21 protein-coding genes are annotated in these 23,469 nt (G+C 67.5%); 5 read left to right on the top strand and 16 right to left on the bottom strand.

Annotated features, from left to right (window positions below):
* Position 1: 1 nt before the first annotated feature.
* Positions 2 to 1,309 carry an aspartate aminotransferase family protein gene (locus ACQPW1_RS31910; RefSeq protein WP_433655467.1) on the top strand — a complete coding sequence of 436 codons (1,308 nt, stop codon included), beginning with the start codon at positions 2 to 4 and terminating at the stop codon, positions 1,307 to 1,309.
* Positions 1,310 to 1,344: 35 nt separating this feature from the next.
* Here the strand turns inward: ACQPW1_RS31910 and ACQPW1_RS31905 are convergent, their stop codons facing one another.
* Complete coding sequence (locus tag ACQPW1_RS31905; protein ID WP_433655466.1) at positions 1,345 to 1,848, bottom strand: hypothetical protein; 504 nt, start codon at positions 1,846 to 1,848, stop codon at positions 1,345 to 1,347.
* A gap of 65 nt (positions 1,849 to 1,913) precedes the next feature.
* On the bottom strand, positions 1,914 to 3,398 hold the full coding sequence (locus ACQPW1_RS31900) for a bifunctional phosphatase PAP2/diacylglycerol kinase family protein (RefSeq protein WP_433655465.1): 1,485 nt from the start codon (positions 3,396 to 3,398) through the stop codon (positions 1,914 to 1,916).
* A 91-nt stretch (positions 3,399 to 3,489) separates the two neighbouring features.
* Here ACQPW1_RS31900 and ACQPW1_RS31895 point away from each other — a divergent pair, with 91 nt between their 5' ends.
* Together ACQPW1_RS31895 and ACQPW1_RS31890 are read left to right on the top strand one after the other, a co-directional pair.
* On the top strand, positions 3,490 to 3,858 hold the full coding sequence (locus ACQPW1_RS31895) for an arsenate reductase family protein (protein WP_433655464.1): 369 nt from the start codon (positions 3,490 to 3,492) through the stop codon (positions 3,856 to 3,858).
* A gap of 62 nt (positions 3,859 to 3,920) precedes the next feature.
* A complete protein-coding gene (locus tag ACQPW1_RS31890) occupies positions 3,921 to 4,601 on the top strand; it encodes a TIGR00266 family protein (protein ID WP_433655463.1) in 681 nt (226 codons plus the stop codon).
* 212 nt (positions 4,602 to 4,813) lie between these two features.
* On the opposite strand, the gene ACQPW1_RS31885 is transcribed toward ACQPW1_RS31890, so the two are convergent.
* Positions 4,814 to 5,320 (bottom strand): NUDIX hydrolase, encoded by a 507-nt coding sequence (locus ACQPW1_RS31885; RefSeq protein WP_433665381.1) that lies wholly within the window; start codon positions 5,318 to 5,320, stop codon positions 4,814 to 4,816.
* 91 nt (positions 5,321 to 5,411) lie between these two features.
* Between ACQPW1_RS31885 and ACQPW1_RS31880 the strand changes: the two genes are divergently transcribed.
* Complete coding sequence (locus ACQPW1_RS31880; RefSeq protein WP_433655462.1) at positions 5,412 to 5,810, top strand: nitroreductase family deazaflavin-dependent oxidoreductase; 399 nt, start codon at positions 5,412 to 5,414, stop codon at positions 5,808 to 5,810.
* Positions 5,811 to 5,848: 38 nt separating this feature from the next.
* Here ACQPW1_RS31880 and yidC read toward each other — a convergent pair whose 3' ends face one another.
* From yidC to ACQPW1_RS31830, 10 genes are all read right to left on the bottom strand, one after another.
* Entirely contained in the window at positions 5,849 to 6,889 is a 1,041-nt protein-coding gene (gene yidC / locus ACQPW1_RS31875) for a membrane protein insertase YidC (protein WP_433655461.1), read from the bottom strand.
* 96 nt (positions 6,890 to 6,985) lie between these two features.
* On the bottom strand, positions 6,986 to 7,285 hold the full coding sequence (locus ACQPW1_RS31870; protein ID WP_433655460.1) for a DUF6412 domain-containing protein: 300 nt from the start codon (positions 7,283 to 7,285) through the stop codon (positions 6,986 to 6,988).
* Between the two features lie 30 nt (positions 7,286 to 7,315).
* Positions 7,316 to 8,104 carry a helix-turn-helix transcriptional regulator gene (locus ACQPW1_RS31865; RefSeq protein ID WP_433655459.1) on the bottom strand — a complete coding sequence of 263 codons (789 nt, stop codon included), beginning with the start codon at positions 8,102 to 8,104 and terminating at the stop codon, positions 7,316 to 7,318.
* Positions 8,105 to 8,303: 199 nt separating this feature from the next.
* Entirely contained in the window at positions 8,304 to 9,686 is a 1,383-nt protein-coding gene (locus ACQPW1_RS31860; RefSeq protein ID WP_433655458.1) for a condensation domain-containing protein, read from the bottom strand.
* Entirely contained in the window at positions 9,683 to 11,137 is a 1,455-nt protein-coding gene (locus ACQPW1_RS31855) for a condensation domain-containing protein (protein WP_433655457.1), read from the bottom strand. The genes ACQPW1_RS31860 and ACQPW1_RS31855 overlap by 4 nt, the downstream gene beginning before the upstream one ends.
* Positions 11,131 to 12,435 (bottom strand): condensation domain-containing protein, encoded by a 1,305-nt coding sequence (locus tag ACQPW1_RS31850; RefSeq protein WP_433655456.1) that lies wholly within the window; start codon positions 12,433 to 12,435, stop codon positions 11,131 to 11,133. Before ACQPW1_RS31850 ends, ACQPW1_RS31855 begins: the two co-directional genes overlap by 7 nt.
* 583 nt (positions 12,436 to 13,018) lie before the next feature.
* Positions 13,019 to 15,067: a CocE/NonD family hydrolase gene (locus tag ACQPW1_RS31845; protein ID WP_433665380.1), complete on the bottom strand. Its 2,049-nt coding sequence runs from the start codon at positions 15,065 to 15,067 to the stop codon at positions 13,019 to 13,021.
* 281 nt (positions 15,068 to 15,348) lie between these two features.
* Positions 15,349 to 16,521 (bottom strand): PucR family transcriptional regulator, encoded by a 1,173-nt coding sequence (locus ACQPW1_RS31840; RefSeq protein ID WP_433655455.1) that lies wholly within the window; start codon positions 16,519 to 16,521, stop codon positions 15,349 to 15,351.
* A gap of 20 nt (positions 16,522 to 16,541) precedes the next feature.
* Positions 16,542 to 18,347: an AMP-dependent synthetase/ligase gene (locus tag ACQPW1_RS31835; RefSeq protein ID WP_433655454.1), complete on the bottom strand. Its 1,806-nt coding sequence runs from the start codon at positions 18,345 to 18,347 to the stop codon at positions 16,542 to 16,544.
* A gap of 237 nt (positions 18,348 to 18,584) precedes the next feature.
* The gene (locus tag ACQPW1_RS31830; protein WP_433655453.1) at positions 18,585 to 20,033 is read right to left on the bottom strand and encodes a right-handed parallel beta-helix repeat-containing protein; all 1,449 of its coding nucleotides are present in this window, start codon (positions 20,031 to 20,033) and stop codon (positions 18,585 to 18,587) included.
* A 31-nt stretch (positions 20,034 to 20,064) separates the two neighbouring features.
* Between ACQPW1_RS31830 and ACQPW1_RS31825 the strand changes: the two genes are divergently transcribed.
* Positions 20,065 to 20,271 (top strand): hypothetical protein, encoded by a 207-nt coding sequence (locus ACQPW1_RS31825; protein WP_433655452.1) that lies wholly within the window; start codon positions 20,065 to 20,067, stop codon positions 20,269 to 20,271.
* Between the two features lie 152 nt (positions 20,272 to 20,423).
* Here ACQPW1_RS31825 and ACQPW1_RS31820 read toward each other — a convergent pair whose 3' ends face one another.
* From ACQPW1_RS31820 to ACQPW1_RS31810, 3 genes are read right to left on the bottom strand one after another with little or no spacing between them, the layout of a single operon-like run.
* Complete coding sequence (locus ACQPW1_RS31820; protein WP_433655451.1) at positions 20,424 to 20,705, bottom strand: DUF427 domain-containing protein; 282 nt, start codon at positions 20,703 to 20,705, stop codon at positions 20,424 to 20,426.
* Between the two features lie 40 nt (positions 20,706 to 20,745).
* Complete coding sequence (locus tag ACQPW1_RS31815) at positions 20,746 to 22,503, bottom strand: DUF4873 domain-containing protein (protein WP_433655450.1); 1,758 nt, start codon at positions 22,501 to 22,503, stop codon at positions 20,746 to 20,748.
* On the bottom strand, positions 22,500 to 23,399 hold the full coding sequence (locus ACQPW1_RS31810) for an AurF N-oxygenase family protein (RefSeq protein ID WP_433655449.1): 900 nt from the start codon (positions 23,397 to 23,399) through the stop codon (positions 22,500 to 22,502). The genes ACQPW1_RS31815 and ACQPW1_RS31810 overlap by 4 nt, the downstream gene beginning before the upstream one ends.
* Positions 23,400 to 23,469 lie beyond the last annotated feature (70 nt).

Genomic DNA, 23,469 nt, shown 5'->3' with positions numbered 1-23,469 from the left:
TTTGGGCGATCACGTCTTCTATCCGTGGGCCGCACAGGCCGAGCTGAACCCGGCCGCCATCGTCGGCTCGTCGGGCTCCTACTTCTGGGACGACAACGGCAACCGCTATCTGGACTTCTCCTCGCAACTGGTGAATGTCAATATCGGCCACCAACATCCGGACATGATCGCCGCGATCATCGCCCAGGCCCAGCTGCTCACCACCATCTCGCCGACCGTCGGCAACGAGGCGCGCAGCGAGCTGGCCCGGCTGATCGTCGAACGCGCCCCCGGCGACCTGAACCGGATCCTGTTCACCACCGGCGGCGCGGAAGCGGTGGAACACGCGGTGCGACTGGCCCGTAGCTTCACCGGCCGCACCAAGATGCTCGCCGCGTACCGCTCCTATCACGGCGGCACCGGCGTGGCGATCGGGCTGAGCGGGGAACCGCGCCGCTGGGGCGCCGAGCCGACCAATGTCGACGTGGTGCGGTTTTTCGGTCCGTACCCGTACCGATCGCCTTGGGGCACAAGCACTCCCGAGGAGGAGACGGCGGCCGCGCTGACCCACCTGCGGCAGGTAATCGAGCTGGAAGGCCCGCAGAACATCGCGGGTCTGATCCTGGAGACGGTCGTCGGCACCAACGGCGTGCTGATCCCGCCGCCGGGCTACCTCGCCGGCGTGCGGGCGCTCTGCGACGAATTCGGCATCGTCTACATCGCCGACGAGGTGATGGTCGGCTTCGGCCGGGTCGGCGAGTGGTTCGCCGTGCAGGCGTTCGATGTCGCGCCGGATCTCATCGCCTTCGCCAAGGGTGTGAACTCGGGGTACGTCCCGCTCGGCGGTGTGCTCATCGCCGAACGCATCGCGCAACGCTACGACCACACCGTCTATCCCGGCGGTCTCACCTACGCCGGGCACCCCCTGGCGTGTGCGGCGGGTGTCGCCTCGATCGGCATCTTCGAGCGTGACGGCATCCTCGAGCACGTGCGTTCGGTGGGCGCGGATTTACTCGGAAAAGGCTTGCACGAGTTGGCATCCCGGCATCCGAGCGTCGGCGAGGTGCGCGGGCTGGGCTTCTTCTGGGCGCTCGATCTGGTGCGTGACCCGCAGACGCGGGAGCCGTTGGTACCGTTCGCCGCGGCGGGTGCGGCGGCCGAGCCGATGGCGAAGGTGACCGCCGCCGCGAAGGCCCGTGGGCTGTGGCCGTTCAACGCGGGCAACCGTTTTCAGATCGCGCCGCCGCTCACCACGTCGGCGGACGAGCTGCGGGTCGGGCTGGAAATCGTCGACGAGGTGCTGGCGGTCGCCGACGAGTACGTGACCTGACCCGCCGAGGCCCGCGAGCGTAGATCTCGCGGGCCTCAGTGCGGCGTCAACGCGATGACGACACCACCCTGCTGCCATGTCTGATACAGGTCGGCCTTGTTCGGCGAACCGTCGGCGCCGAAACCGATCCCGTTGAACTTCGCGTTGGTCCGGTTGTCCCTGGCGATGATCTCGTACAGCCGCATGACGTCCTGCTCGCCGGTGTGCACCACCGGATCGAACGACCGCGGCTTCCCGCCCATCGACGCCTCGACCGGCCCGCCCGCCTGGAGGTTCTTGACCCACGGTCGCAGGGCCGTGCCGATCAGCAGGGTGCCGTTGTTGTCGGTGTAGGCCACCGGCACGTCGTAAACCGTGCCCGACTTGCGCCCGACGATGTGCAGCGTCATGAGGCGCTTGCCGATGAAACCGGAAATCACCGGAATCCGAAGCAGCGTTCGGACGACCTGGTTCATCGTGCCCTGATACGACCGCAGCGGCTCCGGGCCGGTGGTAGACGGGGTCCCGTACGGGTTTTCGGCCGGTGATTGCTCAGTCATGGCCCCAGTATCGGCCGTCGACAGGGGTCGTCATCGCGAAACGCCGTGCACGAACGGGTGATCGGTTACCCCGCGTCGTCGGGCAGCGGTTCCCGGAAGACGGCCAAAGCGGCTGGCTGACTGGCGAAGTCCAATCGCTTGGCCTTGTGGTTGACTTCGCCGTCGGTGGCCAGCGATACCGGGGCGCCGTCGACTCGAACGTCCAGGTGCCCGACGCGCTGATGCACGTAGGTATCCGAAAGATCCAATGTCCCCGTGAAGGTCGCGAAGATCAGGCGGAGGCGCGAAAAGCGAAGGTCGGCACGGAGATAGCGGACGTCGAGGGTGCCGTCGTGCAGCCTGGGACGTGACATCGGGATCTGGTCAGCGGGGTGGTACGCGCCGTTGCCGAGGAAAAGCATCCAGAGGGAGCTGCGCTTGCCGTCGATCGTGGCGTGCAGGGGTTGCGCGCGAAACAGCACGCACAGCATGGCGAATCCGGCCGCGGGCCACTTGCCTACGCGCCGTTCCCAGCGTTCCCGCAGGCGGACGAAGTCGGGGTAGCCGCCGAGGCTGGCGGTGTTGACGAAGGTGCGTTCCTCGCCGTCGTCCAGGCGCACGCGGGCGGTGTCGATGAGTACGAGCTGACCCGATTCGAGCGCGGCGAGGGTCGTCGTGGGATTCTCCACCCCGATGTCGCGCGCGAAGTGGTTGAGCGTGCCGCCCGCGAAGACGGCCAACGGAAGGTTGTGCCGCACAGCGGCTTCCGCCACGGTCGACACCGTCCCGTCGCCGCCGAGCACGCCGAGGGCGGCGATATCGTCGCGCTGCACCCGGGCATCGATTTCGGCCTCGAGGTCGATGTCGCCCTGAAGTTCGAGGATCTGCGCCGCGGACAATCGCTGGCGCAGCAGATCCGCCAACTCGCCGCCGTCGTCGGTGCCCGAGGACGGGTTGACCACGAACAGCATCCCGCGTCCCGCGGGGAGCGGTTCGGTCCGCTTCGCCGGACCCAGCGTGGCGGGTTCGTCGTCACGCACCGCCCACCACCGCCGGGTTGCCAGCGCGACACCGGAACCTAACGCGGCACCGACCACCACATCGGAGGGCCAGTGCACCCCGATATGCACCCGCGAGTAGGCAACGGCCACCGCGAGAGGCGCGATCACCGCGGCTGTCCCCGGCGCCTCCAGCGCCACCGCCGTCGTGAACGCCGCCGCAGAGGCCGCATGGCCCGACGGGAACGAGGAGGACACCGGCGGTTTCACCAACCGCCGCAGCAGCGGCACCGCCTCTACCGGCGGCCTTCGCCGTGGGAACAAGGGCTTGGCGACACCGTTTGCCAGACCGCTCGCCAGGCTCACCGCCGCGAGACCGCGCACCGCACCGCGCCGCTGGGCCCGGCCGCCCGCCACGAAGAGCACGGCGGCGATCGCCATCCAGAGGCGACTGTGGTTGGCGCTCATGCTGAGTGAACGCAGGAACTGGTCGGCAGGCGTCGGTCGCAAGCGCGCGGTGCGCTGCACGAGGCTGCGATCCAGGGCGTTGATCCGGCTAAGTCGTTTACGCATCGAGTCGAGCTTATCCAGCTGAACGGGGATCAAACGGTGTCGCCGCGCCTAGGTCGGCCCTGGCGCACGAACCGCTCGGTACCCTGCTTGCATGACATCTGGGCAGACGGAGATCTGGCACAACCCGCAGTGCTCGAAGAGCCGCAATGCCACGAAGTTCCTGGACGAGGCAGGCGTCGAGTACTCGGTGCGGCGCTACCTCGAGTCCCCGCCGACCGCCGACGAACTGCGGGCCGTGCTGCAGCGGCTCGGCGCCGAACCGTGGGACATCACCCGCACCGGCGAGCAGATCGCCAAGGATCTCGGGATGTCGAAATGGGGTCGCACCGACGCCGATCGGGACCGGTGGATCGCGGCGCTCGCCGAGCATCCGCGGCTGATCCAACGGCCCATCGTGTTGACCACGGACGGCGGCGCGGTGGTCGCCCGTGACGATGCCGCGTTGCGGTCGCTGGAGTAAGCCGTCAAAGCCCCGATAGGGGTGTCCCTACCGCCGCGAATCAGCCGGTAGGGTCGCAGAATATGAAGGTACAACTGCGCCACAACCCCGCCTCGACCATCGCGCGGTGCTTCCTCGCGGGCGGCGAACCGATGCGGGTCGAGAGCGGCGCCATGGTCGCGCACTCTGCGGGAGTCACGTTGGCGGCCAAGGCCGAAGGCGGCATCCTGGCCGGACTGAAGCGCTCGGTGCTCGCCGGTGAATCGTTCTTCGTCTCCACGTTCACCGCGCCGGAGCAGGGCGGCTGGGTGGATGTGGCGCCCGCGCTGCCCGGCGACATGCTGAATCTGCAGATCACCCAGGATCGCCCGTACTTCATCAGCCGCGGCGGCTGGATCGCGAATTCCCATGGCGTGCAGGTGGAAAGCAAGTGGGGCGGGTTCGCGAACCTGTTCGGCGGCGAGGGCGGTTTCGGGCTGCGCGCGCACGGTGAGGGCGAGATCGTCGTCGGGGTGTTCGGCGCGATCGACGTCATCGATCTGCAGCCGGGCGAGCCGATCACCATCGACACCGGACACGTGGTGGCCTACGACCTCGCGATGAACTTCACCATCCGCCGGGCGGTGGTCGGCCGGTCCATCCAATCCCTGAAGTCCGGTGAGGGTTTCGTCTTCGACTTCGTCGGGCCAGGCCGGGTGCTGCTGCAGACCCGCAACCCCGGCGCTTTCGCCGCGTGGGCCAGTTCGGTAGCCTCCTCCGGGTAAACCCGGTGCGGCGACCATCGGTGTTCACTCGGTGTTCATGCATCGACCATCTCGGTCGTCGAAGCTCCGGGGCTCATCGATAAGCCAACAAACGGAGATCTAATGGAATTGCTCGATGTTTTCACCAACGTTTTCACCAGCCTGCTGTCGCTCGGCAGTGGCAGCGCGGCCTGATCGCGTCGCTATAGGACGAGCGCCCGAGAGTAGAGCGCTCAGGTGAGTAGATCGTCGACGAGTACCCGGGTGTCCGGTACGAACGGCCAGCCCGGGTCAGCCAGGTGGGCGCGCAGTTCCGCGTCGGTCCACCACCAGCCGTCGGCGATCTCCTCCGGCTGATGACGGATCGGTCCGTCGTAGCGCAGTTCGTAGGCGAACACGTGGCAGCGCATGGGTTTTCCCTGCCACTCGCCGTCCCAGGCCGCCTTGGCCGCAGGTCGTAGCGTTTCGGTGCCGGTGAGTGTGATGCCGAGTTCCTCCGCCAGTTCCCGGACAGCCGTCTCTTCCGGGGATTCCCCCGGGTCGACCACACCGCCCGCCAGGCAGTCGTGCATGCCCGCGAAGACCATCTTGGTATCGGTGCGGCGATGCACGTAGATCCGCTCGCCGTCGCCGGAACGAACCAGCACACCGGCACTGGCATGCCACATTCCGTCGCGGTAGACCGCGGCCCGATCGGCGGCGCCGACCACCCCGCCCGCCGCGTCGTAGACGGCGATCATCTCGGACTGCTGCTGCACTCGTTCCGGCTGCGCTGACACCGCTCGAGAGTAACCTTAGGCCCGCACGCCGACTCGAGAGAGGACCGCGCCGATGGTGCTTCCCCGCGCACTGGCGAAATTCAACCGGTATGCCACCAACCCCGCCGCAGGTCTGTTCGCCGGGCGTGCGCCCGGGTTCGCCATCCTGGAGCACAAGGGCCGAAAGTCCGGTCGCGAGTATCGAACTCCGGTCTCGGTGTTCCAGCGCGACGGCAGCTACCGCATCGCGCTGACCTACGGTCGCAACGTCGACTGGGCCAAAAACATCAGTGCCGCAGGCAGTTTCACGTTGCATACGCGTGGCCGGGCCATCGAGTTGACCGATCCGGCGGTGCTGCACGACCCGTCGGCGCAGTGGGCACCGGCGGTAGTCCGCCCGTGGCTGAAGGCCCTCTCGGCCGAGTACTACGTCGAAGCCCGACCCGCACCTGAGACACTCGACGAGATCTGATCGGGGTGGGCGCGAAATGGCGCGCCCACCACCGGATTTCAGCGGCGACGGCTGGGCTTGGCGCCGACCTTCGGGGTGGACTGGGCGCGGATGGGTTTGGCGTCAGGCGTGGGAGTTGACTGTGCCCGGACGGGTTTAGCGCCGGGCTTGGGGGTCGACTGCGCGCGGTTCGGCTTGGCACCAACCTTCGGAGCTGACTGTGCCCGGACGGGTTTGGCACCGGGTTTGGGAGCCAACTGGGCGCGGGCGGTGGCCGTCCGCTCTGCCTCGGCGGCGGCTTCGGCGTCGAGGCGGTGGTAGACGAAGTGTTGCTGGGCCAGCGTCCAGGCGTTGTTGGTGACGAAGTAGAGCAGGATCGCCACCGGGACCAGTGCGCCGCCGATCAGGGTGAACGCGGGGAAGGCCCACAGGGTGAGTGGGCGCATCAGGGGGATCTGGGTTGTGGTGTCCTGGCGGGACATCGACGCGCGTGCGGTGAAATGCGTTGCGATGGCGGCGATCAGCATCAGCGGGACGGCGATCACGGCCACCGTTGCCAGGATGTCGCCCGAGCCCGCGAGGATGGCCGACAGCGGGGCGCCGAAGACCTTCGCCTGCAGGAACGACTGGACGTCGGTAGCGCTGAAGACGTAGTTGGGCGTCGCGGCGTTCTGCGCCGCCGACATCGGGGTCGCGATGGCCTGGAACGGCAGGTGGCCGACCGCTGCGGTGCGGTCGAACGAGCGCAGCACATGGAACAGGCCGATGAAGACGAATACCTGACCGATCATCGGAATCAGTGTCGCGAAGCTATTGATGCCGTTGTCTTTATACAGTTTCTGTAGTTCGGTCGCCTGCTGCCGACGATCGCTTTTGTATTTTTGTTTCAGCCTGGAAACATTCGGTTGCAATTTTTTGACAATTGCTTGAGTGCGGGCCTGTTTGAGAAATGGTGTAAAAAGGACGGCGCGGAGAGTTAGTACGAGGAATATCACCGAAAGCACCCAGGCAAGACCGCTGGCGGGTCCGAAGGCGGCGGCGAAGACGTAGTGCCAGAGCCAGAGAATGGCGGACACGGGGTAATAGACGAAGTCGAGCATGGACAGCACCTGACTGTGGGCGTGCGGGTGCGCACGAGAACGGAAGGGGTCGACGACAACGCCGACGACACCCCGCAGCAGGTGCGGAGGTGATCGTCAGGCGGTCGCGAACCCTGGCGCTCGTGGGCGCGGACGCCCGGGGGTGTCAGGATTGCTCTGGCGCAGGAAGGAGCCACGTCGGCGGCGTTGCGCGGACGGCGGCGGACCGGAACCGACCTGGGGGACCGGCAGCGCGACGGCCGGGCGCAGCGTGGTGAGCGCGACGAACAGCGACGCCGCCACCATGCCGACCATGGCTACCGACCCCGGCTCACCCGCCGGTATCGCGAACAGCACGAGCGCGGGCAGCACGAATGCGACAACCGCATACGCCATCAGCTGAGCCCGCGAGATCATGCTCCGAGCATACTGCCCGGCACCGTCAACTCAGAGGCTGATGTCCCAGTCGACGTCGCGGCTCATCATCGACGGCGGCAGCCCGAAGGTGCGCCGGCAGGTCCGGGTGAGGTGCGAGCTGTCCGCGAACCCGGCCGACGCCGACGCGGTCGTGACGTCGTCACCGGCCATCACGCCGTCCATCGCGATGTAGAGCCGCAGCCAGAGGATGTACCGGCGCAACGGGATGCCGACCTGTTCGGTGAACAGGTGGGTCAGCCGGGTCGCCGAAATGCCCAGTTGCCGCGCCACATCCGAGCCGCGCACCGACCCGTCCTTGACCATGTCGGGGAGCAATTGCAACGCCGCGGTCACCACGCCGTGCCGGTCGTCCGGGCCGGCTGCCGCGTTGTCGCGCAGCAGATCGGCGAGCACGTCGGCCACGTGGTCGGCCAGGTTGCCGTGCTCCGGATCGACCTTCAGCGCGTGCACCCACCCGTGCAGGTGTGCCCGCCGGTCGGCGGCCGCACCCGCGACGGTTTCCGGATCGAGGTAGATCGCGATGCCGTGCCTGGAGCCGCCGCAGACCCGATGTGGCGCGTCGGTGGGCACGATGATGTGCGTGCCCTGCTGACGCACCCCGCTGCCGTCCACGACCATGACGGGGGTACATGCGGCCATGATCTGCACGGCGTGATGGGCGTGTAATTCCGTCTGTCGGATCTCGCCTTCGAAGGCCAGCACGCCCGGCCGCAGCAGGGCGGTGCCCTGCCACTGTGCCGCGGCGGTGGCTTCGGCGTCCGATGACGTCGAGAAGTCGTTTCTTACCAGAGCCTTCATCGTCGGATGCTCCCGGCTTTCACGAGGAATTCCTCGCTGGATCCTGTGCTGAGACTATCGGGTTCGACTACCCGGCAGTCGTACTTTGTCGATCGTCGGGGCCCGAACAAGGCCGCCGTCGCGCGACTCGTCGCCCTCGGAGTCGAGGGCACCGAGTCGACCTGTCGAGCGGGCTGGACGCTGGGCGAGTACCGGGCCCTCATACCCGGACCGAGACCGCTGCGGACAAGGTCCCGGCGACCTTGTCGAGGAACTCACCGATCAGCGGTCCCGCGGTGGGTGTCGCGGGGAAACGGGTGCGCAAGGCGAGCCCGTCATCGGTGCGGGTGAACCACAGCTGGACGTCGTCCAACGGTGCGCTGCGACTGAGCTGCGCCGGATTTCGCGGCACCGTGCGGGTGGTGTCGCTGCGCGAACCGCCCGGTAGTCGCCGGTAGTCGGTGTAGGAGACGCTGAACAGGTCCTGCCTGGTCCGGCGCAGGTCACTGCCCATCGCGGCGAGTACGCGGTTGGCCGGGACCCGCGCCAACCGCTGCCCAGTACGGACCGCCTCGTCGGCGGCCTGCGCGGTGGCGCAGAAGTCGTGCGCCACCGGTACGTGCGCGGGCGCGTTGGACACCAGCCAGCCGAAGGTGTTGTGGTGCCGCGGCTCTCGCCGGGTGTGCACCGGGAACACCAGGTCGGTCCCGGCGCGACCGCCGAGCTCGGCCGCGGCCATCGCGACCGCGGCCAGCAGTGCGGCGAACATCGAATACCCGTCGGCCCGCGACTTGCGATGCAGCGCATCGGCGGCCATCGCGCCGAGCAGCAAGCGCACATCGCTGCCGAACGGCGCCACCGACCCGGCCGGGAGACCGAGGTCGAGCGGGAAGTGCGGCAGATCGTTGCCCGCGGCGTGCAGGAAATCGCGCCACGAGCGGATCAACGGCCCGGTGGCCGCGGCCGGAATGGCGGCCTCGCGGGTCGAGTAGGACAGGAAGCTGCCCGGCTCGGGCAGTCGGTCGGCGGCCGCGACGGCACCGTCGTTGCCGTCCTCGCAGGCGGCCCGGTACAGCTCGTCCAGTTCCGCCACCGCGATGGTGATCGACCAGGCGTCGCACACCGCGTGATCGAATCCGCAGACGATGGTGGAGGTTTCCGGCCTGCTGATCGCGCCGAGGAAGTACGGCGCGAAACTGAACGGCGAGCAGGCCTGATCGAGCCGCGCGCCGAGCACGGTGCGCAGCTCATCGGTGGAAGCGGTCTCGACCGCCTGCTGGGGGATGAGCTTGATATCGGTGTCCACCACCACGTGCACCGACGGCGGCTTGCCGTCGGACGGCGGTTCGAAGCTGCAGTGCAGCGCGTCGTGGCGCGGCAACCACACCGAAAAAGCCGTCTGCAGTGCGGATTCGTCGATCGGGCCCGCTACGTCGAAGTTCGCGGCGAGCCAGATCGTCGGCCCGGTCGAGGACAGGTGGATCGCTTGGTTGGCGGAGGGCGGTGTCGCGTCCGGCGTCGGACCGGGCTCGGCGAGCGCGGTCCATTCGAGCAGGGTGCCCGGTGGTGCATTCAGTTGGTCGAGAAAAAGCAACTGCATCATGACCTCGCGAGAGCTGGTGCGGTGACCGCGAAATCACCGGTGTCGGCGATGGCGCGCAAGGTGGTTCTGATCTGCCCCAGATAGTCGGCGGCCGACTTGTGCGCGACCGGCGTGTCCGGGTACATCATCGTGACGTGCAGCCGCTCCAGCTCTCTGTTGAACCAGATCGGCGAGGTCTGCCCGATCTTGCTGCGTGAGCCGAGACCGTTGATCCCGGAGACGCCGGGCATCGCGGCCGCCAGTGCCGGACCGGACACCGCGCGCATGTCCAGGTAGGACACCCACGGCCAGTCCGTCGTGACCGGCAGCGGCGTTCCGGTGAGCGCGGCCGCCCGGTCGAGCGCGGCATGGATCGGGACGTTCGCCAGCGGCTTGGTCCAGTCCAGTGCGACACCGGCTCGACCGATCAGATCGGTGAACCGACGCGCCCCCTCGAGATCGAACGCGATCGGCATCAGGTTGATGAACCAACCCTGCGCGAGTTGATACTGCGGCTCGCTTCGGGTGCCGACCACATTCATGCCCAGATAGCTGGTCCGGCCCGCGAATTCGAGCTCGGCCAGGGCGACCGCGGCATACAGCCCCGCGGAGAACGAACCGCCCGCGTTCTTGCACGCCGCGGCGAACGCGTCGATTTCGGCCGCGTCGAGCATGTCGACCTTGGTGCCGAAGCTGTCGGCCACCGCACCGGGCGCGAGGCCCAGCTCGATCGGCAGCGCGCGGACCCCATGCGCCTTCTCGGCGAGCAGACCGGCCAGCTGCTCCAACTCCGGCGGCCGTGCGGCGACGGCGGCGCGCTCGGTCCGCGCGAACTCGACGTAGCTGCCGACCGGCGGCAGCACCGGCTCCTGGCCGGTGCTGAATGCCGTGTAGAGCGCGTGGAATTCGTAGGTGGAGGTGAGCACCGACATGCCGTCGGTGAACGCGTGGTCGGCGCTGTAGACGACGGTGAAGCCGTCCGCACCGTGGTCGATCGCGCAGCAGACGATTGCGGGCCAGCGCGTCGGGTTGGCGTTGGCCTTGAACTTCGCGACCAGGGTGTCGCGGAGCTCGCCGCTGTCGGTGAAGGTGTCGAGGGTATGGGTTTCCAGGTCGACCGCCGCCGGGTCGAGCAGGTATCTGGTCAGCGCGAACCCGCCGTCGGACTCGTCGATCCGGAACCACGAGCGCAAGGTCTCGTGGCGCTGCAGGAAGGCGATGTAGGTCCGGCGCAGTGCTTCGGCGTCGAGCGGGCGCGCGACCGAGAAGCAGAACGAGAGCTCGGAGGCGAGCGGGTCGTTGGTCTGCCTGCGCGCCGACCAGCGGCGGATATGCGATTCCTGCAGGTAGGTCGCGGGAATGTCGGAGGGCGCGGTGGTTTCGGTGGCAGCTTGGCTCGCCGCGGTGGTGGTGAACTCGAGTAGCACGCCGGGTTTCGGCTGCCAATGCTCGGTGAGGGTCATCTCTACCATGACAGCGGCGCTCCTTCGATCGGACGGATTCGGGCATCTCCATAGCGGGTGAACTCGGCAAGCAGGTCGCGCATCCGCAGTACGTGCCGGTGGATGTCACGGGTCGCTTTGGTGGTGCCCGGATAGCGCATGTTGAGCGTCACGCCGTGTTGCGTGCGGACGAACCAGAAGAAGAACTCGTCGGCCGAGACGTTGCGGCTACGCAGCCAGCGGGTGTTGGTGTCGACCCAGGTCGGGGCGGACTGTGCGCCGCGCACGTCCATATACGACACCATGAAGGAGATGCGCGGCCTGGTGCCGAGCAACTCGCAGACCCGCCCGAACGGCACCGTCGCCGCACCGCGCGTGCGGCGCAGCTCCTCGCCCGCGGGCCGGATGAGCTCGGCGAGATTGCGGGCCGGACCGCAATCCAGTTGGAACGGCGCGAGCCCGACGAACCAGCCGAGCGTGTCGGCCCACTGCTGTTCGGTGCGCGTGTGCAGCGGGATCACCGTGCGGAAATCCCGCCCGGCGCCGAGCTCGGTGGTGGTCACCGCGAACGCGGCCAGCAGGGCCGCGAACAGCCCCTGACCTTGTTCTCTGGCGACCACCGAGGCCGCGTCCGCCGCGTCGGCGTCGAGCACCTCGACCGACAGGTTGCGCTGTGGCGCCCGCCGCGTCGAGGCCTCCGCCGGACCGGTGAACTCGATCGGCGCCGCGGCGACTTTGCTGAGCGTGCCGCAGGGCAGGCTGTTCTCGGTGTTCTCCGGGAAGAACGTCTGCCAGGTTTGCACCGCCGGGTTCTCGGCGGTGGCCGCGGTCGCCCGGACCCGCTCGTCATGGCAGAAGTCGACGTAGCTGCCGGTATCGCACAGCTCCGCGGACTTGCCCGCCCGCACCGCGTTGTAGAGCGCGTGCAGCTCACCGCCGGTGGAGACGGTCGAGTAGCCGTCCATGATCGAGTGGTCGGCGGCGAACACGACGGTGAAGCTGTCGCGGTTCGCGATGGTCACGGCGACGTAGGAGGGCCAGCGCAGCGGCGAGGTTCCGTCGTCGAGTAGCCCGTGTACCAGGCGATATGTCGCCATTGTCGAGGTCGGCGTGCCCGCGTCGACCGGTTGTACCCGGATCTCACCGGGCGGCAAGGTGTACCTGGCCGGCTGGCCGCCCTCGATGGCGACATGCGAGCGCAGACCCTCGTGCCGGTCGATCCAGGCATCGAAGGCGGTACGCCAGGCTTGCGGGTCGAGCGGTCCGTCGATCCGGTAGGCGTGCCCTAGCCAGTAGTGGCGACGATCCCGTATTCGACTGTGTTCCACCGCATCTCGAAGATGATGCTCGTGATTATAGGAAACGGCACGAGTATCTCGCGGCCAGTCGGCCCAGTGTGCAGTGGCTGTCGGGAGCCACTCGATCACACGGCCGCTAGGCAACGGATAATCGGCCAGTTCGATGAATTCCATGACACACCTTCAGCTGCCCATCGGCGATTCCCTTGCGCGGTAGGGAATTGCCGATCCGAATAGTGACAAGAATTTCGGCCTGCATCCGAGAACTTTGTCCGAACGGCTCCGGGACGTCATCGTCGGACCGGAACGAGACAAACTGTAGAAGAAATTCTGGGTGAATGTGACGGTGAGCCTGATCACCGATATTTGCCCCGGAATCGCGGACAACGGCGTTGCGGGCGGCGCAATCGCCGAGTGCAACGCCGCTGCCAGCGGGGATGTGAAACGCTTAATGTTCAGGTAGCTGAGAGATTGCCGGACAATGTGTCTCAATGCACCTGGAATTCATCCCAGGTTTGCACGATCTTTACAGGTACCGTCGCTGAAGCGGGGCTAGACGTGACCTGGGGCACACCAGGTTCGCACGATTCCGGCCCGAGTGTTCAGTCCTGTCTCAGCCGCCGAACGCGGACGCCGGTGCCAGCGGCACGACCAGGCTCGACGGCCGGGCCGCATCCCGATGAATCTGCTGGGACGAACCGAGCAAACGCGGCAAATCGGTCGGAATCGGCATGGTCGACGGGAAGGTGCCGCTGGTGATCCGCAGTCGCAGCGCGTGTCCCGGCTCCAGTCGGTAGAAGGTCGGGCGGATCTTGACCTCCAGCTTGGTCACCTCGCCGGGCGTCAGCAGCTGCTCGGCGTCCTTACGGATCACGTGCTCCGGCGCGTAAATGGTGCCATCCGTTGCGCGCCAAGTCTTTTCGTCGTTCAACGTGCGTTGGCTGGCCAGCTGCGAGCCGCCGGTGATGTTGACCGCCGAACCGTCCGGCGCGACATCGTCGAGCCACACCTGGAAGGCCGCGTCATTACTGGTCGAGGACGCGTACAGGGTGACGCTGCTCGGCCCGGCCAGCACGGTCGGCTCGGCGACCGGTTCCATCGTGTAGCGGCGACCGGCGACCGGTTCCTGCACCCACTCCGTGCACGGGTTGTAGGCATTGAACAGGCGGAACAGGAAGTCGAACAGGCCAGCGCTGTACTGGCCGAGGCTCTGCCGGTTACAGATGGTGTCGATGCCGGTGTAGTCCAAGCGATCCGACGCGTCCGCGACCGCGGGCGGCTGCGCGACCAGGCGATCACCGTCGAAGTATCGCTGCTGAATTCCGGCCTGCTCGAACGGGTATCGGGCGGTGGCGACCGCCATGTTGTTCGGGTCGATGACGTGCAGCGGAGTGTTGGTCTTGTCGATGCCGTTCGGAATGTCCTTGAGCCAGCGGTCGAACCAGGCCAGCGTGATCATGTCGGTGTCCATCCGGGAGCCGGGCCCGAAGCCGAGACCGACGTGGTACCACGGGCCCATCAGCAGCTGGAACCGGCCGTCGGTGGCCTGACCCGGCGCCATCGGCGCGAACTGGTCCTTGCCCGCGGCCAGGTTCTGCAGCTGGGAGTAGTTGCGCCACGGGCCTTCCTGATACAGATCCCAGAGGCCGCCGACCTGGTACATCGCGATGTCGTTCGCGACGACCTTGTTCAGGTCGGTCTCGAACCGGCGGTCCTGCCACCACTGACCGTCGTAGGCCAGCGGGCCGCCGCCGTACGCCTCGAGCAGCAACTTGATCGTGCTGTCCGAGGAGACGACCGCCTGCAGATGATCGACCAGGGTCTCGAGGAACATCTGCGGGGAGACCACCGCGGTGATGAACGGACCCATCAGGCTCAGGTACGGCACCAGCACCGAGATGGCGGTGAGCAGGATCGGGCTCATCATGCCGTCGTGGCCGAGCACCTCGTTGAAGATGTTGTTCGGCATGGCCATCGGCACGATCGCCTTCAGCGGCGAACCGGGCGACACGGATTCGGCCGTGCGCAACGCGGACAGCGCGGGGAACGAGTACCCGTACATGCCGACCTTGCCGTTGGCGCCGGGCAGTTTCGCGGCCCAGTCGACCAGTTGGGCGCCGTCCAGGCCGTCCTGCTGGGACGCGGGGTTCCACGCGCCGGTCGAGCCGCCGGTGCCGCGCACGTCGGCGATCACCTCGATGTAGCCGCGCCGCACCAGCATGTCCTGAGCGCTGGTGGCCTGGTTGATGATTCGGCGCGCGTCCTTCAGCTGGTCCGGCAGCGGGATGTGCAGCGTGTCGATCACGCTGGTCACCGCCGCGGCGAGGGCGCTGGACACCGCGCCGTAGGTGGTGAAGTTGACGACGACGGGGAACTCACCTGCGGCGCGCTGGCCGGTGGCCGGGTCGGTCGGGTAGCGCACCTCGGTCTGCAGCTGGGTGCCGTCGGCGAGCGGAACGATGTGTCCCAGTTCGTAGGCGATGCCGTACTGCTCAGGCGTCGGCTGATAGTCGGCGGGCAGGCCGAAGTTCGCCGGCGCGTTCGGCACCGGGCCCGCGGTGGGCACCGCGTTTGCCGCGGGGGCGAACTGCAGGATCAAGCCGACGGCGGTGACGGCGGCGGCGACCGGCACGGCGCGGCGGAAGGCTCGCGCCCGGAACATAATTCTCAACTACCTGAACCTTTGCTGGCTATGGTCGAAGCCGGGCGGCGAGCTACCCGTCCGCCGGCCGATACCGCGGTTCGAGTGCCGAAAACTGGGCCCGCCTGATCCCGGATTGTGTCCGGATGTTCGGCGGTCACGCCTGACCTCATCGTCGCTACACAGCACAACGCATAAGCGGGGTGCCGCAACACTGGCAATACACAAGAGGATTCGACGAGATTTTGTAACAGTGCCTAAAAGTTGTTTTGCCGCAGCCGATTACGGAGCACAGCGGCGGATTACGGGGCGAACGAGGCGGATTCGAGTCGCCTGGCCAGCCGCGCGGCGGACAGAGTCATCGCGTCGGCCGGACGATGCGGGTCGAGTCCGGTCAGCTCGTGCACCCGGGAAAGCCGGTAGGTCACCGTATTTCGGTGCACATTGAGCTGCCGCGCCGTGGCCAGCTGATTGAAACCGCTGTCCACGAACACCTCCAGGGTCTCGGCCAGCATCGGCTGCGCGTCCAGCGGTGCGAGCACCGACGCCAGACCCGGCCGGGCCGCATCGCTCACCGCGACCGTGTACTCGAACTGCAAATCCTGTCTGCGGCACAGGATGTCGCGCCGGGTGAGGCACCGGCCCAATTCGGCGAGCACCCGCGCCTCGGCGTACATCGTCGGGATCGCGTCCTTGCTGCGGGCCGCGCCGACGCCCACCCAGTACGGCGGCGGCTCGGTCGGCTCCTGCGCGGGCAGCCGCGAGGTGAGCCCGGACAGCGTGGCCGATCCGTCGTCGCCGGACTGCAGCGGGATCAGCGCGGTCCAGCCGCCCGCGTCCAGCCGCAGGAACACCCCGGGGATGGCCTCGACCCGATGCCGCAGCGCCGACGCGGGCCCGCCGCGGGTGCCGCACAGGCGGAACACCGCGACGAGGAAGGCGTCGGCCACCGGGATCACCGGATCGTTCGCCCATTCCACCGGGTCGCGGCCGGTGAGCAGCGCGTCGGCGATGCCGCGCCTGCGTTCCAGCAGCTCCCAGCGTGGGTCGTGCACGCGCTGGGTGGCCGCGGTGGCGATCCGCGACGCGACCAGCGTGACGTACTTCAGCAGCATGAGCGACGCGTCGAAGAGTAGTTCGCGCTCGGCCGGGCTGGCCGAGGCGCGCAGCCGCTCCCAGATGAACGCCGCGCCGAACCGGTAGCGCTCCAACACCTCCGGCAGCGGAGTGCCGTCGCGCAACCGGTCCATGGCCAGCTCGACGAGCTCCCTGGTGTCCTCCTCCGTCGGCTCCTCGCCGCGGCGCAGGTACTCGAAGAACAGGTCCACATTGAGCTTGGTGCCTCGGGCGAAGTCGGTCTCCACCAGTGACTGCGGCAGCCGCTGGTACGGCGGCAGCGCGGCGTAGAACGCTTCGAGCATCGACGCGGTCCGCCGATGGAGATCGTCGAACACCCGAGTCCGCGATGGCATCATGCTGGTTCTTCTTCCCGGACTTAGGTCGAGTACAGGGCTTCGATGGTATCTGTGTAGCCGCTCGAGATGGGCTTGCGCTTGAGTTTGCCAGTTGCGGTCAGGTAGTCGCTGCCGTTCTCCCAGACCTCCGGGAGCACGATGTACTTCCTGATCTGTTCGACCCTGGACAGTTTGCTGTTCGCGGCGGCGATGCCCTGTTCGATCGCGGTCAAGATCTCCGGATCCTTGGACAGCTCCGCGACGGTGGTCCCGGCCAGGTTGTGCCGCTGCGCGTAGGCGGCGGCCAGATCGGGATCGAGGATCAGCAGTGCGGTGTTGAACGGCCGCTGCTCGCCGATGACGACCACGGTGCCGATCAGCGAGCAGTTGTCGGTGACCGTGTTCTCGATGTTGGCGGGCGACATGTTCTTGCCCGACGCGTTGATGATCAGTTCTTTCTTGCGGTCGACGATCGACAGGTAGCCGTCGCTGTCGATGGTGCCGATATCGCCGGAGTGCAGCCAGCCGTCGCTATCGATCGTCTCCGCGGTCTTGGCCGGGTCGTCCCGGTAGCCGCGCATCACCATCTTGCCGCGGATCAGCACCTCGCCGTCGTCGGCGAGCTTGACCTCGGCACCCGGCAGCGGGGTGCCGACTGTGCCGATCTTGACCCGCTCGGGCGGGTTGAGCGTGGCGCCCGCGGTGCATTCGCTCATGCCGTAGCCCTCGCACAGCGGGATGCCGAGCCCGAGGAAGAACTCGTGCACCTCCGGCGGGATGGCGTTCGAGCCGGTGACCGCGATGCGGACCTGGTCGAGGCCGAGGCCGTCGCGGATCGAGGCGAGCACCAGGCGATCGGCCAGCGCGTACTGGAGCCGGTCGACCGCGCCGAGGGTGCGGGCGTCGGAGGTGGCGCGGGCCTTCTTGCGGCCGACGCCGATCGCCCAGTCGATCAGGCGGCGCTTGACCGGCGACTCGGTGGCGAACCGTTCCTCCAGTGCGCCTTTGACTTTCACCCACACCCGGGGCACGCCGAGGAACACGCTCGGGTGCACCTCCGCCAAAGCCGTTGCGACCTGCTTGAAGTCGGCGACGGTGGTGATCTGGCAGCCCTCGAGCAAGGTCAGATAGTGCGCGAACCAGCGGTTGGCGGCGTGCGCGTCGGGCAGGTAGGAGATCACCCGGTCGTCCGGTCCGCCACCGCCGAATTGGTCTAGGACGCGGGCGTTTTCGATGAAGTTGGTGTGCGTGAGCTCGACGCCCTTCGGCGGGCCGGTGGTGCCCGAGGTGTAGACGATGGTGAGCAGGTCGTCGGGCTGCACCTTGCGCCAGGTGGCGTCGAAATCGAAGCTGCCCGCGGTGGCCCGCTCGACATCGGTGAGCGCGATGGTGCCCTCGGGCGCCTCGTCCACGCAGATCACGTGCTCGACGTGGATGCCCTGCGCGGCGGCCTTGGCGACCGCCTCCAGGATCTTCGGGGCGAACTGACGCTCGCAGACGACGGCCTTGTTGCGCGCATTGCTGAACTGATAGACGAGCAGGTCGACCGGGTTGGTGTTGTACACCGAGAACGGTGTCGCGCCGGCGTGCAGGATGGCGGTGTCGCAGAGGTGGAACTCGGGGCGGTTGGTCAGCATGATCGCGACCGTGTCGCCCGGTTCGACGCCGAGGGCGGCGAGGCCGGTCGCGATGGCCTGCACTCGTTCGCCGTATTCGCGCCAGGTGATCGAGATGGCACCGCCGAGTGTGCGCAGCGCGACCGCGTCCGGGTACTTCGCGACGTTTGACTGGAACGCCGCACATAGCGTGTCCGGGCGGGCGGCCGCCGGGACTGTCGATGAAACCAAGAACCTAACCTCTGCTAGCGAAGGGCTGAGGCCGTGCCGGTCGTCTGGGGACGGGGCTGACCTCATCGTCATCTATCAGCAGAACGCATGAGCGAGTGTGTGCGCTAGCGACAAACGCGCAGAGTGTGGCGTGCGACATTGTGCACTTGACCAAATTGAGGTCTCTGGCGTCACTCGAGCACCGTCGAAGATCGAACTGAACCGGGTGGCCGGGCCCGGTCGGCCGGTCGGCGGGTTTCAGCCACAGGTCGGCCAGGATCCCGGATGGTCTACCGGCAGGCCCGGCACGGTCAGTTCGGCCCCGGTGGTCGGCGCGAAGCAGTTGTTTCCGGCGCTGCCTAGGCGGCCGCCACCGAAGTCGATGACCGAACCCGCGCCTAGATTGCTGTCGCTCTGCCCGAGGGTGACCTTGCCCGCGAAACGGGATCGTTCGATCTTCCCGGCGAGCTCGGCCAGGTCGCCGACGGTGCGGACGTGCAAGTCGGCGACGGCGCTGTCCGCGACGGTGGTGTCGGCGATATCGAAGCGCATGGTCGCCTTGGCGGGGGCGGGCCCGGCGGGGGAGTAGGCGTACACGCCGATGCCGTCGGCGCTGCATCGGCTGAGCTGGGCATTGCGCAGGGTCAGCGCCGTGGTGTTGTCGCGGCCGAAGCTGGCGGAGAACAGGCAGCTGCCGAGGTTGCCGGGGACCAGCGGGTTGAGTGCGGCGGCGGGGAAGCTGGCACCGGCGGCGGTGAGGCCGTCGATGGTCATCACGTGCCGGGCACCCTCGGCGCTGAGGTTCAGGTTCTGCACGATATCGCCTGGGACATCGATGAATTCGCTGTTGGTCAGCGTGACCTCGCTGTCCGGGGTGCCGTTGCTGGTGACGAATTCGATGCCGTTGGCGGAGAAGTGGCCGCCGCCGTGGCGATAGCTGTTGCGGTCGATGGTGATTCGCATGCGGGCGCGGTCGGCGGCGTTGACGAAGATGCCCTCGCTGTCGGCGGCGGCGTTGAGCGGATCGTTCGCGGGGAGCGCGATGCCGCGCTGGGTGTTGCCGCGCAGGGTGGCGGTGAGCGCGGAGGTTCCGGTGCTCTGCATACCCAGGGCGAGGACGGAGAGTTTCGCGATGCCCTCGTTGATGTTCTCGGTCAGGTTGTCGGTGATGGTGGCGGTGACCTGTGCGGTGCCGGTGGTGCGGACGTCGATGCCGTCGCCACATGCGGTGTCGTGCACGGTGTTTCGCTCGATGGTGAGCGTGCTTGCCCCGGCGTCGGAGTCGATCATGATGCCCGCCCAGCCGTTGTTCAGTGCGACGACGTTCGGGGCGACCGGGAGCGACATGCCGAACGGGACGCCGACCATCGGCGGGAAGGGTTGCACCAGGAAGCCGTCGTGGCAGGCGCGGTTGGTGGCGGCGACCGTGTTGCCCGCGAGGACCGTCGTGCCGACATTGCGGCCGTAGATGCCGCCGCGCTGGGCGCTGGTGACGGTGAGGTCGCGGACCTCGGTGTCAGGTGCCAGGCGGATCGCGTCACCATCGTTGGCGGCGGTCGTATTGGCCACGGCCGCAATGCTTCCGGGGCTTTGGCGGCCGATCAGATGCTGGCCCTGTTTGAGGGCGATGCCACCATCCAGCGGCGGTGTGCCAACGGGCGCGGCCAGGACGACGATCGTGTCACCGTCACCCGACGCTTGCTGCACGGCTGGTAAGGAGTTGAAAGGCGTTGCTTCCGTGCCGTTTCCGCCTGCCGCGGCCGTCGCGCTCACGAACCAGGTCTGTCCCGGGTCGGCGTTCGCGTGCATCGGTGCCGTGGCCAAGGTGAGTGCGCAGCAGAGCACGCTGGCCGCGGCGAATCGCGGTGACGACAATGTCATGGGGGCCTTCCGGATCGATCTCGACGGTGCCGCGCACCGCCGTGTGATCCAGCCCACCGCATAATCCAACCGCTGGGTATCGGCAGAATGCCGAACCTGCCGCCGATTCTTTGTGCGAACGACAGATCCGCATCCAGCCGCACACCTGCTGATTTCCCGCACAGCGAATCGCCGTTATGACACGCGTGCGGATGTCAGAAGGTGTGCGGCTGCCGGTCAGGCGACGTCCACGCCCCGCCAGAAGGCCACGTAGTCCTTGATCTGCGCCGCCTCCGGCTTCGGGTCCGGGTAGTACCAGGCGGCGTCGGTGTTGGTCTCGCCGTCGACCACGACGGTGTAGTAGCTGGCGGTGCCCTTCCAGGGGCAGAACGTGTTGGTCTGCGAGGGCTGGAAGAACTCGGTGTGCACGGAATCGGGTGGGAAGTAGTGGTTGCCTTCGACGATGACCGTGTCGTCGCTGCTCGCGAGGACGCGGCCCTGCCAGGTTGCCGTTGCCATGACTTCGATTCTGCCGGAGTCGGTCATCGGGCCCCACTGATTAACGGACCTCGGCGGGCTCCAGGGGGTAGGGCGGGTCGCCGAGGCCGACGATGCGCAGGTTGCCCCAGGGGTCGCGCTCTTGGAGGCGGCCCGCGGTGGGGAAGCGGCCGGGGAGGGTCAGGAAGACCTCGGCGCGGCCGGGATCGGGCAGGTCGGCGCCGGTGATCCGGCCGTACCAGTGGTAGCTGCCGTCGATGGGGTCGGCGTGGCCGCCGAGGGTGACGGTCACCGCGAGCAGCGAGCCGGGGGAGTCGAGCGTGGCCGGGCCCGAATACTCGTGTGCCGGTTCACGATCGGCGGCAACGGTGAGGTCGTAGTGGCCGGGATCCAGGTGCCGCATGGTGCGCCAGTAGGAGACGCTGGAGCCGGGCCAGGCGGCGCGATTGACGCCGTGCTCGTCCAGGTACCAGCTGTCGCAGCCGCCCGCATTCCACACGGTGCCTGCCAGTTTCTGCTGGGTGCGGCGGTTGAACTCGTGCTGGGTCGCCGCGCGCACCTCCATTCTGGTGCTGGCGGTCTTGCGCAGCAGTTCGACGCACTGGCGGATGTAGCGGGCCTGCGCCTCGATCATGAAGACGATCGACTGGTGTCCGCCACCGGAATTCGGGCCGACGATGAGGAACATGTTGGGGAAGCCGTGCACGGCGACGCCGAGGAAACCCTCCACGCCGTTGCGCCAAGCATCCTGCAGGGCAAGGCCGTCGGCGCCGACGATGTGCTGATCGGCGAACCGGTCGGAGATCTTGAAACCGGTGCCGTAGACGATCGCGTCGAAGTTCTCCTCGGCGCTGTCGACGGTCGCGATGCCGGACTCGGTGAGGCGCGCGATGGGCGTGGTCACCAGCTCGACGTTGTCGCGCTGCAATGCCGGATAGAAGTTGTTGGACACCAGGATTCGCTTACAGCCGAGCCGGTAGTCCGGGGTCAGCCGATCGCGCAGGTCCGGGTCGTGCACCTGGCGGCGCAGATGGCCGCGGGCGACCGTCTCCACCCGGCGCATCAGCTCCGGGTTCATGAACGCGGGGATCATCGCCTCGTAGCCCCAGTACACGGCCCAGCGGTAAAGCCGTTGCGCGCCAGGCAGATACTGGAACATCCCGTGCTCCACCCGAGACAGCGGGCGGTCCGGTTTCGGCACGATCCAGTGCGGCGTGCGCTGATACACCGTCACCTGCGCGGCCTCTTTGGCGATCTGCGGCACGAATTGCACCGCGCTGGCACCGGTTCCGATGACCGCGATCCGCTTGCCGCGGACGTCGAAGTCGTGGTCCCACTGCGCCGAGTGGAAGCTCTTGCCGCGGAACGTGTCCCGGCCGGGGAACTCCGGCACCGAGGGTTCGTGCAGCGGACCGGGCGCCATCACGACGATGCGTGGCCGGAACTGCCGTCCGTCCGCGAGGCCGATGTCCCAGCGGTCGGTCGCGTCGTCGAAGTCGAGGGTCACCACGTCGGAGTTCAGCCGGATGTGCCTGCGCAGGTCGTACTTGTCCGCCGTGCGGCGCAGGTAGTCCAGGATCTCCGGCTGACGGGCGAACATTCGCGTCCACCGCTTGTTCGGCTCGAACGAGTACGAGTACATCAGCGACATCACGTCGCAGCCCGCGCCGGGATAGGTGTTCTCCCGCCAGGTGCCGCCGATCTCGTCGGCCTTCTCCAGTACGACGAAATCGTCGATGCCCGCCTTGCGCAGCTCGATCGCCATGCCGAGACCGCCGAAACCGGCACCGACAATGACGATTTCAGGGTCGTTGCTCATGCGAGCAGCCCCCGCCGCCGCCAGATCCACTCGCCGACCGGCCCGATCAGGCCCTGCTTCTGCAGGAACACACCGAGATTCGCGGCACCGATGCCGAGCGCCTTCTTCGCGTCCGGGTTGTTGGTCGCGATCCGCCGGGCGGCGCGCCCGTCCAGACCGGCGCGGGTGTACATGTGCCGATTGGTCAGCAGGTAGACGAACAACGGCGCCGCGACCGCGACACAGAGCTTGGTGTAGGCGAGTTCGGCGCGCGACATGGTCGGCACCATCCGGGCCAGCGCGTCGCGGGCGAAACCGATGTGCCGCGCCTCCTCGGTGACGTGGATGCGCATCGCGCGAGAAACCAAGGGCTGCAACTCCGGATCGTCCAGGGTGCGCCGCTGGATCGCGTCGAAGATCTCCTCGCCGACCAGCGCGCCGACCCAGGTCATGGAGCCGCGCAAGAAGATCGGCAGCACGCCGATCGCCAGCCGACCGGCGCGGCGCGGCCAGTACGGGCGCGCCTCGATGCGGTCGATCAGCTTGCCGAACATCATCATGTGCCTGCACTCGTCGCCCATTTCGACGAGCGTGTAATGCGAATGCCGGGTGGTCGGGTCGTCGGCGAGCAACTCGCGCAACAACAGTCGGTTCAGCAGGTTCTCGAACCAGATGCCGACCGACAGCACGTTGGCCAGTTCCTGGCGGGACAGTTCGCGCTGCTGCTGCGGGGTCAGCGACTCCCACAGCTCGGTGCCATACAGCGAAACGACCTCCGCTGGGAGGAAGAGTTTGTCAGGATCGAGTGGCGCGTCCCAGTCCATATCGACCACCGGGTCGTAGGACTTCTTGACCGATCCGGTCAGTAGGCGCTGCGCGAAGGACTCTTGCGGGATCAGTGTGGCCTCGTTGCCCATGACTGCTCTCCAACATGTCGACTATCCGGTACAAGCTGTCACATTTAGATTAGTGAGACGAGCTGTCGCA

Source organism: Nocardia sp. CA-128927 (genome assembly GCF_050955855.1).
Taxonomy (GTDB): Bacteria; Actinomycetota; Actinomycetes; order Mycobacteriales; family Mycobacteriaceae; genus Nocardia.
The sequence above is the reverse complement of the archived record's forward strand: the minus strand, read 5'-3'. Positions and strand labels throughout refer to the sequence as shown.